The sequence below is a fragment of the Paraburkholderia sediminicola genome (assembly GCF_902859805.1).
Taxonomy (GTDB): domain Bacteria; phylum Pseudomonadota; class Gammaproteobacteria; order Burkholderiales; family Burkholderiaceae; genus Paraburkholderia; species Paraburkholderia sediminicola.
Genome location: NZ_CADIKC010000003.1, coordinates 172,690 through 186,829 on the forward strand (window position 1 = coordinate 172,690; position 14,140 = coordinate 186,829).

The window sequence follows — 14,140 nt, forward strand, 5'->3', positions numbered from 1 at the left end:
CTCAATGTTTTCCGGGCGGGTGGGTTCGGTAGAATGTGCGCCGCCTTGTTCCCTGTTGCGGTTGGGGTGTCGAGTTTCAGACCGCCGATCCTTATAAGAGTCCCAGATGCAAAACCTGATCGTTGCTGTCGTTGCCTACCTGATCGGCTCGGTGTCGTTTGCCGTGATCGTGAGCGCCGCCATGGGGCTGGACGACCCGCGCTCGTACGGCTCGGGCAACCCGGGCGCCACCAACGTGCTGCGCAGCGGCAGCAAGAAGGCCGCGATTCTCACCCTGATCGGCGATGCCTTCAAAGGATGGCTGCCGGTGTGGTTCGTGGTGCACTTCGGCGCGCGTTACGGGCTCGACGATACGTCGGTTGCGATTGCATCCATTGCTGTGTTTCTCGGCCACCTGTATCCGATCTTCTTCCGCTTCAAGGGCGGCAAGGGCGTGGCGACTGCGGCTGGCGTGCTGCTCGCGATCAACCCGATCCTTGGCGTGGCCACCTTGCTGACGTGGCTGATCGTGGCGTTCTTCACGCGCTATTCTTCGCTGGCGGCACTGGCCGCGGCGGTGTTTGCACCGATCTTCGACGGCTTTCTGTTCGGGCCGCATATCATCGCGCTGGCGATTGTGGTGATGAGTTCGCTGCTGGTCTGGCGCCATCGCGGCAATATCGCCAAATTGATGCGCGGTCAGGAAAGCCGCATCGGCGCGAAGAAGAAACCCGACGCGGCAGCCTAGCGCGGCGGGTGGTAATGAACTTTGAACTTGGGTAGTGCGTGGCCGGGTGTTAGCCGGCGTGCCTGATTGCCATCACGAAGTACGCACTAAGGCGAAGGCTACGTGCATGAGCGCATGCAGCCCGTGCGGGTGCGGAGTGGGATGCTAAGTCACCACGCGGCGCGTTGCCGAGTCTCAACGCACGCCCATTGTCGAGCGGCAACACGCGCCCGGCCTTGAGCGTGACGCGCGTTCAGTCGCGGAAGTTATTGAAGTCGAGCGGAGTGTCGGTCACGTCCTTGCGCAGCATCGCGATCACGCTTTGCAGATCGTCGCGCTTGCCGCCGGTGATACGCACCGCGTCGCCCTGAATGCTCGCCTGAACCTTGATCTTGCTGTCCTTCACGAGGCGCACGATTTTCTTCGACAGATCGCCGGACACGCCCTTCTTGATCTTGATAATCTGCTTGACCTTGTCGCCGCCGATCTTCTCGATCTTGCCGTAGTCGAGAAAGCGCACGTCCACATTGCGCTTGGCCATTTTCGACAACAGGACGTCTTTCACCTGGCCGAGCTTGAAATCGTCGTCTGCGTAGGCGGTGATTTCGCTTTCCTTGTGCTCGACGCGCGCGTCCGACCCTTTGAAGTCGAAGCGGGTTGAAATTTCCTTGTTGGACTGCTCGATCGCGTTCTTGACTTCGATCATGTCTGCTTCGCAGACGACGTCAAACGATGGCATTGTTTTCTCCCAATAGTGCTGCGGTGCGTGGCGCGGCCGGTCGGCTGCTCACGAGGCACTCGCTATAATCACGGACCGGACGTCATTTTACCGACGCCACTCCCTTTTGCCTAAGGCCGCCGTGCATTGTCGTGCGGCCGGGGCCCGATGCCGTTTAGCTGGCCGTTCCATTCTTCTCATTCCGATGTCCCGATCCGACTCCGCCGCGTTCATTGCCGGCTATCCGCTGAAGGCGCACAACACCTTCGGTTTCGATGTTTGCGCGCAGTTTGCGTGCCGGATCGAGCACGAAGCGCAACTGATGGCGGCCGTGCGCGATCCGCGTACTGCCGGCTTGCCGCGGCTGGTGCTGGGCGGCGGCAGCAATGTCGTGCTGACGGGCGACTTCGCCGGACTGGTGCTGCTAGTGGCGCTGCAAGGCCGCCGCATGGTGCGCGAGGACCATGATGCATGGTACGTCGAGGCGGCAGCCGGCGAGCCATGGCATGACTTTGTCGCGTGGACTTTGTCGCAAGGGCTCCCGGGGCTGGAGAACCTCGCGCTGATTCCGGGCACGGTGGGGGCGGCGCCGATTCAGAACATCGGCGCTTACGGGCTGGAAATGTGCGAGCGATTCGCGTCGCTGCGGGCGGTTGAGCTGGCAACGGGCGCTGTCGTCGAGCTCGATGCAAAGGCGTGCAGATTCGGCTACCGCGACAGCTTTTTCAAGCGGGAAGGGCGCGACCGGTTTGTCATCACGTCAGTCACTTTCCGTTTGCCGAAGGTTTGGCAGCCACGCGCCGGCTATGCGGATATCGCGCGTGAACTGGCTGCCGGTGGTCATGCCGATGCCGCCGCGCCGAGTGCGCAGGCGATTTTCGACGCGGTAGTCGCGGTGCGGCGCGCCAAGTTGCCCGATCCGCTCCAGCTGGGCAACGCCGGGAGTTTCTTCAAGAATCCGGTCGTCGAGGCAACGCAGTTCGAGGCGCTGAAAGTCAAGGAGCCCGAGGTCGTGTCTTACCCGCAACCGGACGGCCGGGTGAAGCTCGCGGCGGGCTGGTTGATTGATCGATGTGGCTGGAAAGGCCGTGCGATGGGAGCCGCGGCCGTGCATGAACGGCAGGCGCTGGTGCTGGTCAATCGCGGTGGGGCGAGCGGGGCTGAGGTGTTGGCGCTTGCAAAGGCCGTTCAACGCGATGTGCTGGCGCGGTTTGGGGTTGAGCTTGAAGCAGAGCCGGTTTGCTTGTGATTGCGTGAGGGGGCGGAGCAAACCGTGCGTAGATGATTGGCTGTCGTCGTAGCGATTGGGCGCGGCTTGAAGCCGGTTTGCCGTCGTTCGATTGGGTGCACAGCACGCCGTAATGAAAAAAGGCGCCGGGAGTTTCCTCCCGGCGCCTTTTTTCGCATCTGCGCTGCAGTTTCGGTGCTTAGCTTCGCTCCGCTTGCACGAAATTAGCCTTCACACCGAAGCGCGCATTTTTAGTCGCGCTGACGACGCGCGTTCTCAGCAATCCGCATACGCAACGCGTTCAGCTTGATAAACCCGCCAGCGTCGGCCTGGTTGTACGCACCGCCGTCGTCGTCGAACGTAGCGATCGTCTTGTCGAACAGCGTTTCCTTCGAATCGCGCGCGACAACCGACACGCTGCCCTTGTACAGCTTCACGCGCACCCAGCCGTTGACCTTCTCTTGCGTATGGTCGATCAGCACCTGAATTGCGCGACGCTCCGGGCTCCACCAGTAGCCGTTATAAATCAGCGAAGCGTAACGAGCCATCAGGTCGTCTTTCAGGTGGGCCACTTCGCGGTCGAGCGTAATCGACTCGATACCGCGGTGCGCCTTCAGCATGATCGTGCCGCCCGGCGTTTCATAGCAGCCGCGCGACTTCATGCCGACGTAACGGTTTTCGACCAGGTCCAGACGGCCGATACCGTGCTTGCCGCCCAGGCGGTTCAGCTCGGTCAGCATGTCAGCCGGCGACAGACGCTTGCCGTTGATCGCGACCGGGTCGCCGTGTTCGTACTCGATGTCGAGGTATTCAGCCTGGTCGGGCGCCTGTTCCGGCGACACCGTCCAACGCCACATATCGGCTTCGGCTTCGGCCTTCGGGTCTTCCAGGTGACGGCCTTCGAACGAGATGTGCAGCAGGTTCGCGTCCATCGAATACGGCGCGCCACCTTGCTTGTGCTTCATTTCGATCGGAATGCCGGCCTTTTCCGCGTACGCGAGCAGCTTTTCGCGCGACAGCAGATCCCATTCGCGCCACGGTGCGATCACCTTGATGCCCGGTTCCAGCGCGTAGTAACCGAGTTCGAAACGAACCTGGTCGTTGCCCTTGCCGGTTGCGCCGTGCGAGACCGCTTGTGCGCCGGTGGCGCGGGCGATTTCGATCTGACGCTTGGCGATCAGCGGACGCGCGATCGACGTGCCCAGCAGGTATTCGCCTTCATAGATCGTGTTGGCGCGGAACATCGGGAACACGTAATCGCGCACGAATTCTTCGCGCAGGTCTTCGATGAAGATGTTGTCCTGCTTGATGCCGAGTTGCAGGGCTTTCTTGCGCGCCGGTTCCAGCTCTTCGCCCTGGCCGATGTCGGCCGTAAACGTGACGACTTCGGCGTCGTAATTGTCCTGCAACCACTTCAGGATGACGGAGGTGTCGAGGCCGCCCGAATAGGCGAGCACGACTTTCTTGATATCGCTCATGGTGAACTCGTAGCTGGAGAAAGCTGGAAAACAAGGCGCGCCGGCGGTTCCGGAGCGCGGAAAACCACTATTTTGACACTAAACCGCCGCTTGCCCGCGTTTTTGGAGTGGTGCGGCGGGTGAGCCGGTTCCGTTTGCATCTGCGGACGCCGGCTCGATGCGTGGCGTTAGACGTGGATGCCTTGCCTCGTATTCAAGGCCCCGTCACGCTTCACGCAGGTGCTGCCTCGCCGACTCGCTTAGTGATTCAGCTTGCCGAGCAGCAGGTATTCCATCAACGCCTTTTGCACGTGCAGACGATTTTCCGCTTCGTCCCATACGACGCTTTGCGGGCCGTCGATCACTTCCGCGCTGACTTCCTCGCCGCGGTGGGCGGGCAGGCAGTGCATGAACAATGCGTCGGAATTGGCGCGCGCCATCATCTCGGCGTCGACGCACCAGTCTGCAAAGGCTTTCTTGCGGGCTTCGTTTTCCGCCTCGAAGCCCATGCTGGTCCACACGTCTGTGGTGACCAGATCGGCGCCCGCGCAGGCCTCGTTCGGATCGTCGAATTCCTGATAGAACGGAGCGCTTTCAGCAGCGACCATGGCGTGGTCGAGCTTGTAGCCGGGCGGCGTGGACAGGCGCAGTTTGAAACCGAGAATCTGGGCGGCTTCGATCCACGTGTACAGCATGTTGTTCGCATCGCCGACCCACGCAACGGTCTTGTCGCGAATCGGACCGCGATGTTCGAAATACGTGAAGATATCCGCCAGCACCTGGCACGGGTGATATTCGTTGGTCAGCCCATTGATCACCGGCACGCGCGAATTCTCAGCAAAGCGCGTGAGAATGTCCTGGCCGAACGTACGGATCATGATGATGTCGACCATGCGCGAGATCACTTGCGCGGCGTCTTCGATCGGCTCGCCGCGCCCGAGCTGCGTGTCGCGCGTGCTCATGAAAACGGCGTGGCCGCCCAGCTGGAAGATGCCGGCTTCGAACGACAGGCGCGTGCGAGTCGAGTTTTTCTCGAAGATCATCGCCAGCGTGCGATCGTGCAGCGGGTGGTAGGTCTCGTAGTTCTTGAATTTGCGTTTCAGAATGCGCGCGCGTTCCAGCACGTACTCGTAGTCTTCCAGCGAGAAATCCTTGAACTGCAGGTAGTGGCGAATTTTCTTGGCGGTCATGAAACAAATACGGCGGTCTCACCCGGCAGGATTGCCGGACGGCGCCGCCGTCTTTTGTGGCAACTCAATGCAGCATAAAGGATTTCGCCCCGTTTGACGAGTCGGCCAAAAGGCCAGGCAAGCTGTCTGAAAGCCTTTCGCAACCCTCAAACGAGGCTTGTGTGCGCTGCGGAAAAAGGTCCGCTGCGCTATAATCTACCGGTTATCCCTAAGCCCAGCAGGCCGGTATCAAGCTTGCGGGACACGGCTCGCGCACTCCGGAAAGTTTCGTCGCGATGCGCCGTCAAGATGAGCGCCGAGGCGGCTTGTCTGGCCCTTCGTGGTTTCTGGCGGCGCAGCTCGCCATTCAGGCGTGGCCAACGTGTTCAGGCATCCCAAAGCCGCTTTGTAGTCAGCTTTGCCGTCATCCCGCTGGGCAGTCACACAGGTATTCCTACATGGCCGAAGCAGCTCCAACCGAATATTTCATTCAGGGCATCACGTCGACCGGAAAAAAGTTTCGGCCGAGTGACTGGTCGGAGCGGCTCGCGGGCGTCATGGCGTGCTTTGGTCCCAGCCCGCGCGGCAGGGGGCCGAATGCTTACATGCAATACTCGTTGTATGTCCGGCCCACCATGATCGGTGACCTCAAATGCGTGATTCTCGATTCGCGCTTGCGCGACATCGAGCCGATGGCCTTCGACTTCGTCCTGAACTTCGCGAAAGATAATGACCTTCTCGTGACCGAGGCGTGCGAGTTGCAACTCGAGCACGCTACGCCGCAAGAGAAGCGGCATGTGATCTAGCGCGAACTTTGCCGGATCGCCAAAAGAAAAACCCGCCAGTGGCGGGTTTTTTTGCGCCTGAAGCATCGGCTTCAAGGCGGGCAGTTCAAATGCGGTGGCTTCGAAGTGCAGTTAGCTGATCAGCAAACGGGTCTGAGTCAGTATCCGATTCCATCGGTACCAAGCAAAAAAGCCCGCCGAAGCGAGCCTTTCTGTAGCAGCGGAAACAGGAGGTAGCCCACCGAAGCGGGCTGACCGAATTTACTGCGCTGCGGGTGCTTGCAGACCCTTGAGGGCTGCAGCCAGACGGCTCTTGTTACGAGCTGCCTTGTTCTTGTGAACGATTTTCTTGTCGGCGATGATGTCGATGGTCTTCGACGATGCCTGGAAGATCTCGACGGCCTTAGCCTTGTCGCCTGCTTCGATTGCCTTGCGGACAGCCTTGATAGCCGTGCGGAACTTCGAGCGCAGTGCCGAGTTATGCGAGTTTGCCTTGGCGGCCTGGCGGGCGCGCTTGCGTGCTTGTGCGGAGTTAGCCATGACGGTTCCTTATCCTGTTCCTGTTTCCAGTACCTGACCTTCAAGTGGTGAGGTGCTGCTTTTAGATCGAACTCTTGGAAGCGATTGCCCAAGAGCGCAAAAAGTGTCGAAAAAATCGATCGGACTACGCGAAGGCGGGCCCGTGTTCCGGCGTGTTTCGAGGATAGGAGGGGCGGTTTGGCGCCGACCTGAACCCCGGCCGAAAATTGAGCGAGCTTCGAAACCGGCGATTATAGCAACAAAATCAGGCACGTGGCAACGGGGAATCGCCAATTCCGGTGGGCCGCGTTACCGGGCGAGGTCTGGGATTCCTTTAGCCCTGACAGGGAAGGGGCCGCCTGCGGGCGTGCCGGCGAACGTGCTGTAACGTATAAGCGGATGGCAGGCCAGGCACGCAACGCGTGTCGCGGACAACAAAAACAAACAAAAATCGGCCCGATCCGCTAGTTCGACCGAACGTCTACGGTGCAAATCGGTCCGATTCGCGTTCCGGCTCGTCGTCCGCACCTGCGGCACCCGTATAATAAGCGCCCCATGAATCTATTCCGAGCCCTGCTGACGGTCAGCGGCTTCACGCTGCTGTCGCGCGTGACCGGACTGGCCCGCGAAACGCTGATCGCCCGCGCGTTCGGCGCCAGTCAATATACTGACGCGTTTTACGTCGCCTTCCGTATTCCCAATCTGCTACGCCGCATTTCTGCCGAGGGTGCGTTCTCGCAGGCCTTCGTGCCGATTCTGGCCGAATTCAAGAACCAGCAAGGGCACGACGCCACCAAGGCGCTCGTCGACGCGACCTCGACCGTGCTGGCCTGGGCGCTCGCGATCCTCTCGCTGATCGGCGTGGTGGGAGCGTCGGGCGTGGTGTTCATCGTCGCGTCGGGGCTCGCGCATGAAGGCCAGGCCTATGCGCTCGCGGTCACGATGACGCGCATCATGTTCCCGTACATCATTTTCATCTCGCTGACGTCGCTGGCGTCAGGCGTGCTGAACACGTACAAGAACTTTTCGCTGCCCGCTTTCGCCCCGGTCCTGCTGAACGTCGCCTTCATCGTCGCTGCGGTGTTTGTCGCGCCGCGCCTGCAGACGCCGGTCTACGCGCTTGCGTGGGCGGTGATCGCCGGCGGCGTGCTGCAATTCATCGTGCAACTGCCCGGTCTGAAAAAGATCGACATGCTGCCGCGCATTGGTCTGAATCCGCTGAAGGCGCTCGCGCATCGCGGTGTGAAGCGGGTGCTGTCGAAGATGGTGCCGGCGATGTTCGCCGTGTCGGTCGCGCAGATCAGCCTGATCATCAACACCAATATTGCGTCGCGCATCGGCCCGGGCGCCGTCTCCTGGATCAATTACGCCGACCGGCTGATGGAGTTTCCGACCGCGCTGCTCGGCGTCGCGCTCGGCACGATCCTGCTGCCGAGCCTCTCGAAGGCGCACGTGGACGCCGATCCGCACGAGTATTCGTCGCTGCTCGACTGGGGGCTGCGCGTTACTTTCCTGCTGGCCGCCCCGAGCGCCGTCGCGCTGTTCTTCTTCGCCCAGCCGCTCACTGCGACGCTGTTTCACTACGGCAAGTTCGACGGCAACTCCGTGGTGATGGTTGGCCGCGCGCTGTCGGCCTACGGCATCGGCCTGATCGGCCTGATTCTCATCAAGATCCTCGCACCCGGTTTTTACGCGAAACAGGACATCAAGACGCCGGTGAAGATCGGCATCGGCGTGCTGATCGTCACGCAGCTGAGCAACTATTTGTTCGTGCCGATCTTCGCGCATGCGGGTCTCACGCTGAGCGTCGGGTTGGGCGCTTGCGTCAACGCGCTGTTCCTGTTTCTCGGCCTGCGCAAGCGTGGCATCTACATGCCGTCGAACGGCTGGTTAAAGTTCTTCGTGCAATTGTTCGGCGCCTGTCTGGTGCTGGCCGGCACGATGCATTGGCTTGCGATCAGCTTCGACTGGATCGGCATGCATAACCGGCCGGTCGACCGCATCGTGTTGCTGGGGGCGTGCCTGGTTCTGTTCGCCGCGCTATATTTCGGTATGCTTTGGCTGATGGGCTTCAAGTACGCGTATTTCAAAAGGCGAGTGAAGTGATCACGATGACGCGAGTTCTCGACTATTTCAGTACGCTGGTTGCCGAAGATGACAGCCTGCCGCTGACCGAGGCGGCGCTCTCGCTCGCGCAGGACGCTTATCCCGATCTCGATTTGCAAGGCACACTGGCCGAGATCGATGAGCTGGTTTTGCGTTTGCAGCGCCGCATGCCGGACGATGCCGACATCAGGCAGAAGGTCGGCATTCTCAACCGTTTTTTCTTCCGTGAGCTGGGTTTCGCCAGCAACCTCAACGATTATTACGATCCCGACAACAGCCATCTGAACGCGGTGCTCAAGCGGCGCCGCGGCATTCCAATTTCGCTGGCGGTGCTGTATCTGGAGATGGCCGAGCAAATCGGCATTCCCGCGCGCGGTGTGTCGTTTCCAGGTCACTTTCTGTTGCGCGTCACGACGCCTGACGGCGACGTGATGCTCGATCCGACCAGCGGGCACTCGCTGTCCGAATCGCAGATGGTGGACATGCTGGAACCGTATGTGGCGTCGGCGGGCGAGTCGGTGAGCAGGGCGCTGCGCATGTTGCTGCAACCGGCTACGCGCCGCGAAATCATCGCTCGCATGCTGCGCAATCTGAAGTCCACTTATCTTCAGACGGAACGCTGGCAGCGTCTGCTGGCGGTGCAGCAGCGTCTCGTGATCCTGCTGCCGGACAGTATCGAAGAAGTGCGCGATCGCGGTTTCGCCTATGCGCGGCTCGATTATCTGCGCCCCGCGCTCGAGGATCTTGAACGCTATCTCGGCGACCGGCCGGATGCAGAGGACGCGACGGTGGTGGAGTCGCAGTTGCATGAACTGCGCCAACGCACCCAGTACGACGACCGCGACTAATACCGCCTCCAGTCTGCCGTTCAAAACAGAAACGCCTGCACATGACTCATGCGCAGGCGTTTTTCATTGGCGCGGCCGCGTAACTCGGCGCGCCGGAAACATCCTTACTTCGGCTGCATCCGGATCGCGCCATCCAGACGGATCACTTCGCCGTTGAGCATCGGATTGTCGAAGATCTGCTTGGCCAGCATTGCGTACTCAGCCGGCTTGCCGAGACGCGGGGGGAACGGCACCATCGCGCCGAGTGCGTCCTGCACTTCCTGCGGCATGCCGAGCAGCATCGGCGTTTCGAAGATGCCCGGGGCGATCGTCATGACGCGAATCGCGTTGCGCGACAGGTCACGGGCAATCGGCAAGGTCATGCCGACCACGCCGCTCTTGGAGGCCGCATAAGCGGCTTGACCGATCTGGCCGTCAAACGCGGCCACCGACGCCGTGTTGATGATCACGCCACGCTCGCCATTCGCATTCGGTTCGTTCTTCGACATGGCCGCGGCGGCGAGCCGGATCATGTTAAAGGTGCCGATCAGATTGATGGAGATGGTGCGCGTGAACGACTCGAGCGGATGCGGGCCGTCTTTACCGACCGTCTTGATGGCGGGCGCAACGCCCGCGCAATTGACGAGACCGCGCAGCGTGCCGAGCTTCGTGGCGGCTTCGACCGCTTGCGTGGCGTCGTCTTCCCGGCTCACGTCGCACTTGACGAACACGCCGCCGAGTTCCTTCGCGAGCGCCTCACCGGCATCCTGATTCAGATCGGCCAGCACCACCTTGCCGCCGTTCTCGACGAAAAGGCGCGCCGTGGCCGCGCCAAGGCCCGATGCACCGCCGGTGATCAGGAATACATTGTCGCGAATCTCCATGTCTTCTCCTTTGCTTCAGTTCAGTAATGTCTCGATCGAATATCTTTTCGATGATCGATTGTAACGGCTATGCTGCAATGCGGAAAGCGAAGCGGCGAGGGATGCGGGCCGGATGGGGCCACTGTCGAAGACCAATAGTGCCGCTGAACTGCTACGGATGGCTAATCAATGCGGGGCATGGCGGATGACGGAGCCTGACGAGACGCGAAAGCCACGCCGCATGCAATAAAAAAACCCGCCGGAATGGGCGGGTTTTTCGAGCGGCAAACGCAGAGGCGAGATTACTTCAACGCATCGAACGCGCGGTTGCGAATGTCATCAACCGAGCCGAGGCCCGAAATGCGGCGATATTGCGGGGCCGTCAGCGGGGTCGACGGGTCGCCGTTTTGCGCCCAGTTGTTGTAGTACTCGATCAGCGGCTTGGTTTGCGCAACGTACACGTCGAGGCGTTTCTTGACCGTTTCTTCCTTGTCGTCGTCGCGCTGGATCAGCGGCTCGCCCGTCACGTCGTCCACACCTTCAACCTTCGGCGGGTTGAACTTGACGTGATACGTACGGCCCGACGCGGCGTGCGAGCGGCGGCCGCTCATACGCACGATGATCTCGTCGAACGGCACGTCGATTTCCAGCACGTAGTCGATCGCGACGCCTGCCTGCTTCATGGCTTCAGCTTGCGGAATAGTGCGCGGAAAACCGTCGAACAGATAACCGTTCGCGCAATCGCACTCTTGCAGGCGTTCCTTCACCAGGTTGATGATCAGCTCGTCTGTGACCAGTTCGCCGGCATCCATGAAGCGCTTGGCTTCAAGGCCGAGCGGCGTGCCTGCCTTAACGGCGGCGCGCAGCATGTCACCGGTGGAAATTTGCGGAATGCCGAACTTTTCCTTGATGAAAGTTGCCTGAGTGCCCTTACCCGCGCCGGGCGCACCCAAAAGGATCAAACGCATGTGATATCTCCAGATCTATGTGAATTCTTTGGTGACGCTGCAGCCATCCCGCGATTCGTCGAGGGACCCGCATCGGCTTCCGTTTTGCATCTCGCGCAGCACGTCGAACACGACGGCGCTGCAAGACCACAACGGTGCGACCGGGCAAACCCTGGCTCTCGCGTTTAAACGGAGGCGCGCACAACCGTCCGATTATGCCATGGGTTTTTCCGCTCACGCCCCGAATAAAGCCTGCACGCGCGCGAGATCGGCGGGCGTGTCGACGCCGGGCAGCGGCGCATTCTGCGTGACGAGCACGGCGATTCGCTCGCCATGCCACATCGCACGCAGTTGTTCGAGCGCTTCGACCTGCTCGATCGGCGAGATCGCGAGACCCGGATACGAGCGCAGGAATCCCGCGCGATACGCGTACAGGCCGATATGCCGATGGACAACGGCGGGCGCCGGCGGCGTGGGAATCGACGCCACGTCGGGCCAATGCGGCTGATAGGCGTCGCGCGCCCACGGAATCGGCGCGCGCGAAAAATACAGCGCGACGTCGCGCGCGTCGAGCACAACCTTGACGACGTTCGGATTGAAAATTTCTGCAGGATCGGTGATCGGATGGGCGGCGGTGGCGATCGCGCAACCATGGCTCGAAGCCAGGTGCGACGCCACGCCGCGCACGAGCGCCGGGTCGATCAGCGGCTCGTCGCCCTGAACGTTCACCACGATCGTCTCGTCGCTCCAGCCGAACTGCGCCGCCACTTCCGCGAGACGGTCGGTGCCCGACGGATGATCGGCGCGCGTCAGCACGGCTTCGAAACCGTGCTCGCGGGCTACATCGAGCACCGTCTGCGCGTCGGAGGCGATCAGCACCTGCTGCGCGCCCGATTCGCGTGCGCGTTCGGCGACCCGGACCACCATCGGCTTGCCGCCGATATCGGCGAGCGGCTTGTTGGGCAGACGCGTCGAAGCGAGCCGGGCCGGCACGACGGCAATGAACGGGGGAGTGGTGGCGTTAGCGTTGGTCATCGGAAGGGCAAGCGGCGATGAAACCGGAAGAAAGCGCTCGCAAGTACAAGGCGGGCGTTGATGGGAAAGATGGCAAACAAGACGGCAAATGAAGACGGCAAATGCGGCGATTGCGGACTAGACACGCGCGGCGCGTTGAATGGCCGCGCGCCGCATCCGCCCTGCGTCGGGCAAAAGCCGACTCAGGCTACCGAGCCCGGATTCAGATCGACCGGCGTGCCTTCCACGGTCTGGCGTGCTTCGTCGACCAGCATCACGGGAATGCCGTCGCGGATCGGATAGGCGAGTTTATCCGCGTTGCAGATCAGTTCCTGCGCAGAACGGTCGTAGCTGAGCGGGCCCTTGCAGATCGGGCAGACGAGAATTTCAAGCAGGCGAGCGTCCACGGACTTTCTCCACAACTAATGCAATGAGGCGATGATCGAGCGCGGCTTCGACAGGGACAACCCAGATGCGCGCGTCGCGCCAGGACCCTAATTTTACCGCATCCTTTTCAGTTATCAGGATGGCGTCCGCGTCGACGTCCGCAAAAGGATTGCGCTCGAACGCGTAGTGATCCGGCAAGGCGCGCGTAGCGGGCGTGAGGCCGGCCGCGCGCAGCGTCGCGAAAAAACGCTCCGGCGCGCCGATGCCGGCTGCCGCCAGCACGCGCTCGCCGCTGAATTGCGCGAGCGGGCGGCGCAGAGCGGGGTTGTCGAGATGCCAGGCGTCGGCGGGCGCAAGTTGCAGCGCGAACGTGTTCGGCCATGGGGGCAACGTGCGGGCGTACGGATCATTGATCAGCGTCGCATCGCGATGGCGCGACAGCGGCTCGCGCAACGGACCGGCCGGCAGCAGAAAGCCATTGCCGCCGAGCCGGTGATCGAAAACCACCAGTTCGGCGTCGCGCTCGAGGCGGTAGTGCTGCAAGCCGTCGTCGCTGACGATCACGTCGACTTCGCGATGCGCCGCGCACAGCGCCTGCGCGGCGGCGACGCGATCCGGGCAAACCCACACCGGCGCGCCGGTGCGGCGCGCGATCAGCAGCGGCTCGTCACCGCCGACGCTGGCCGCCGACGTCGCGAGAACCGCCGTCGGTCCTTTGACGCGCGCACCATAGCCACGCGAGACCACGCCGGGCTCAAAGCCGGCGGCGCGCAAGGCTTCGACCAGGGCGATGACGGTTGGCGTTTTGCCGGTGCCGCCGACGGTCACGTTGCCGACCACTACCACCGGCACGCCAATGCGCACGGATTTCAGCCAGCCGAATGAGAAAGCGGCGCGGCGCGCGGCGGCAATCGCGCCGAACACGCACGCGAAGGGCGTCAGCGCCCACGCAAGCGGTCCACGCTGCTGCCACTCGCGCGCGAAGCGTGTTTCGAGACGGTCGCTCAGTCCACTCATCGGCAAGCCGCAAGAGCAGGCGAAAGGGGCCGGGACGGCGGCATGGAAGCGCCAGGCGCAATACGCGGTGCAAGCATCAACGCGGTTCTCCGGACAATCGAAAAGTGAAGCGAAAAGGTCAGGCAACGGTTATTTCCGATGCGCTCGCGCAGTGTGCAGTCAGTGTGCCGCAATGGCGAGCGCCGCGGGGCGTTCGGTGTGCCGTCGAACCCGCCACTCTAGCGCGCGCAAGTCCCGCCCGGCAAGTCACGCGCCTCGTGCCGCGCGGCAATTGGCGGTTCCGGACGAGGCTCACAGCCTGTGGATAACTTTGTGGAGAACCCGACCGTCAACGGGCTGAGAAGGCCATGCTGAGCGCTCCGTATCGGTAATCGTTCTCTTTAGTGAGATGCAAAAT

At 61.8% G+C, this 14,140-nt stretch carries 14 protein-coding genes; 5 read left to right on the forward strand and 9 right to left on the reverse strand.

What is annotated here, in order from left to right:
- Positions 1-106: 106 nt before the first annotated feature.
- Complete coding sequence (gene plsY, locus R8871_RS13060; protein ID WP_175050865.1) at positions 107-727, forward strand: glycerol-3-phosphate 1-O-acyltransferase PlsY; 621 nt, start codon at positions 107-109, stop codon at positions 725-727.
- A 232-nt stretch (positions 728-959) separates the two neighbouring features.
- Here plsY and R8871_RS13065 read toward each other — a convergent pair whose 3' ends face one another.
- Positions 960-1,445 (reverse strand): YajQ family cyclic di-GMP-binding protein, encoded by a 486-nt coding sequence (locus R8871_RS13065; protein ID WP_054034313.1) that lies wholly within the window; start codon positions 1,443-1,445, stop codon positions 960-962.
- A gap of 184 nt (positions 1,446-1,629) precedes the next feature.
- Here R8871_RS13065 and murB point away from each other — a divergent pair, with 184 nt between their 5' ends.
- On the forward strand, positions 1,630-2,673 hold the full coding sequence (murB, locus tag R8871_RS13070) for a UDP-N-acetylmuramate dehydrogenase (protein ID WP_175050866.1): 1,044 nt from the start codon (positions 1,630-1,632) through the stop codon (positions 2,671-2,673).
- Positions 2,674-2,903: 230 nt separating this feature from the next.
- On the opposite strand, the gene R8871_RS13075 is transcribed toward murB, so the two are convergent.
- Both R8871_RS13075 and argF read right to left on the reverse strand, forming a co-directional pair.
- Positions 2,904-4,130: an argininosuccinate synthase gene (locus R8871_RS13075; protein ID WP_175050867.1), complete on the reverse strand. Its 1,227-nt coding sequence runs from the start codon at positions 4,128-4,130 to the stop codon at positions 2,904-2,906.
- 239 nt (positions 4,131-4,369) lie between these two features.
- Positions 4,370-5,299 (reverse strand): ornithine carbamoyltransferase, encoded by a 930-nt coding sequence (argF, locus tag R8871_RS13080; protein ID WP_175050868.1) that lies wholly within the window; start codon positions 5,297-5,299, stop codon positions 4,370-4,372.
- A gap of 437 nt (positions 5,300-5,736) precedes the next feature.
- On the opposite strand from argF, the gene R8871_RS13085 reads away from it, so the two are divergent.
- Positions 5,737-6,084, forward strand: coding sequence for a DUF3579 domain-containing protein (locus R8871_RS13085; RefSeq protein ID WP_097390262.1), 348 nt, complete (start codon positions 5,737-5,739; stop codon positions 6,082-6,084).
- A gap of 240 nt (positions 6,085-6,324) precedes the next feature.
- Here R8871_RS13085 and rpsT read toward each other — a convergent pair whose 3' ends face one another.
- Positions 6,325-6,603 (reverse strand): 30S ribosomal protein S20, encoded by a 279-nt coding sequence (gene rpsT, locus R8871_RS13090; RefSeq protein ID WP_054034306.1) that lies wholly within the window; start codon positions 6,601-6,603, stop codon positions 6,325-6,327.
- A gap of 534 nt (positions 6,604-7,137) precedes the next feature.
- Here rpsT and murJ point away from each other — a divergent pair.
- Both murJ and R8871_RS13100 read left to right on the forward strand, forming a co-directional pair.
- A complete protein-coding gene (gene murJ, locus R8871_RS13095) occupies positions 7,138-8,688 on the forward strand; it encodes a murein biosynthesis integral membrane protein MurJ (RefSeq protein WP_097390261.1) in 1,551 nt (516 codons plus the stop codon).
- 5 nt (positions 8,689-8,693) lie between these two features.
- Positions 8,694-9,536, forward strand: coding sequence for a SirB1 family protein (locus R8871_RS13100; protein WP_175050869.1), 843 nt, complete (start codon positions 8,694-8,696; stop codon positions 9,534-9,536).
- Positions 9,537-9,640: 104 nt separating this feature from the next.
- Here the strand turns inward: R8871_RS13100 and R8871_RS13105 are convergent, their stop codons facing one another.
- The 5 genes from R8871_RS13105 to lpxK all read right to left on the reverse strand — a co-directional run bounded on the left by R8871_RS13105 (position 9,641) and on the right by lpxK (position 13,743).
- Complete coding sequence (locus R8871_RS13105) at positions 9,641-10,399, reverse strand: 3-hydroxyacyl-CoA dehydrogenase (protein WP_175050870.1); 759 nt, start codon at positions 10,397-10,399, stop codon at positions 9,641-9,643.
- Between the two features lie 281 nt (positions 10,400-10,680).
- Positions 10,681-11,346, reverse strand: a complete 666-nt coding sequence (gene adk, locus R8871_RS13110; RefSeq protein WP_175050871.1) for an adenylate kinase — start codon at positions 11,344-11,346, stop codon at positions 10,681-10,683.
- A 213-nt stretch (positions 11,347-11,559) separates the two neighbouring features.
- Positions 11,560-12,360, reverse strand: coding sequence for a 3-deoxy-manno-octulosonate cytidylyltransferase (kdsB, locus tag R8871_RS13115; RefSeq protein WP_175050872.1), 801 nt, complete (start codon positions 12,358-12,360; stop codon positions 11,560-11,562).
- Between the two features lie 182 nt (positions 12,361-12,542).
- Positions 12,543-12,746 carry a Trm112 family protein gene (locus tag R8871_RS13120; protein ID WP_006050060.1) on the reverse strand — a complete coding sequence of 68 codons (204 nt, stop codon included), beginning with the start codon at positions 12,744-12,746 and terminating at the stop codon, positions 12,543-12,545.
- Positions 12,727-13,743: a tetraacyldisaccharide 4'-kinase gene (lpxK, locus tag R8871_RS13125; protein WP_175050873.1), complete on the reverse strand. Its 1,017-nt coding sequence runs from the start codon at positions 13,741-13,743 to the stop codon at positions 12,727-12,729. The genes R8871_RS13120 and lpxK overlap by 20 nt, the downstream gene beginning before the upstream one ends.
- Positions 13,744-14,140: the final 397 nt, after the last annotated feature.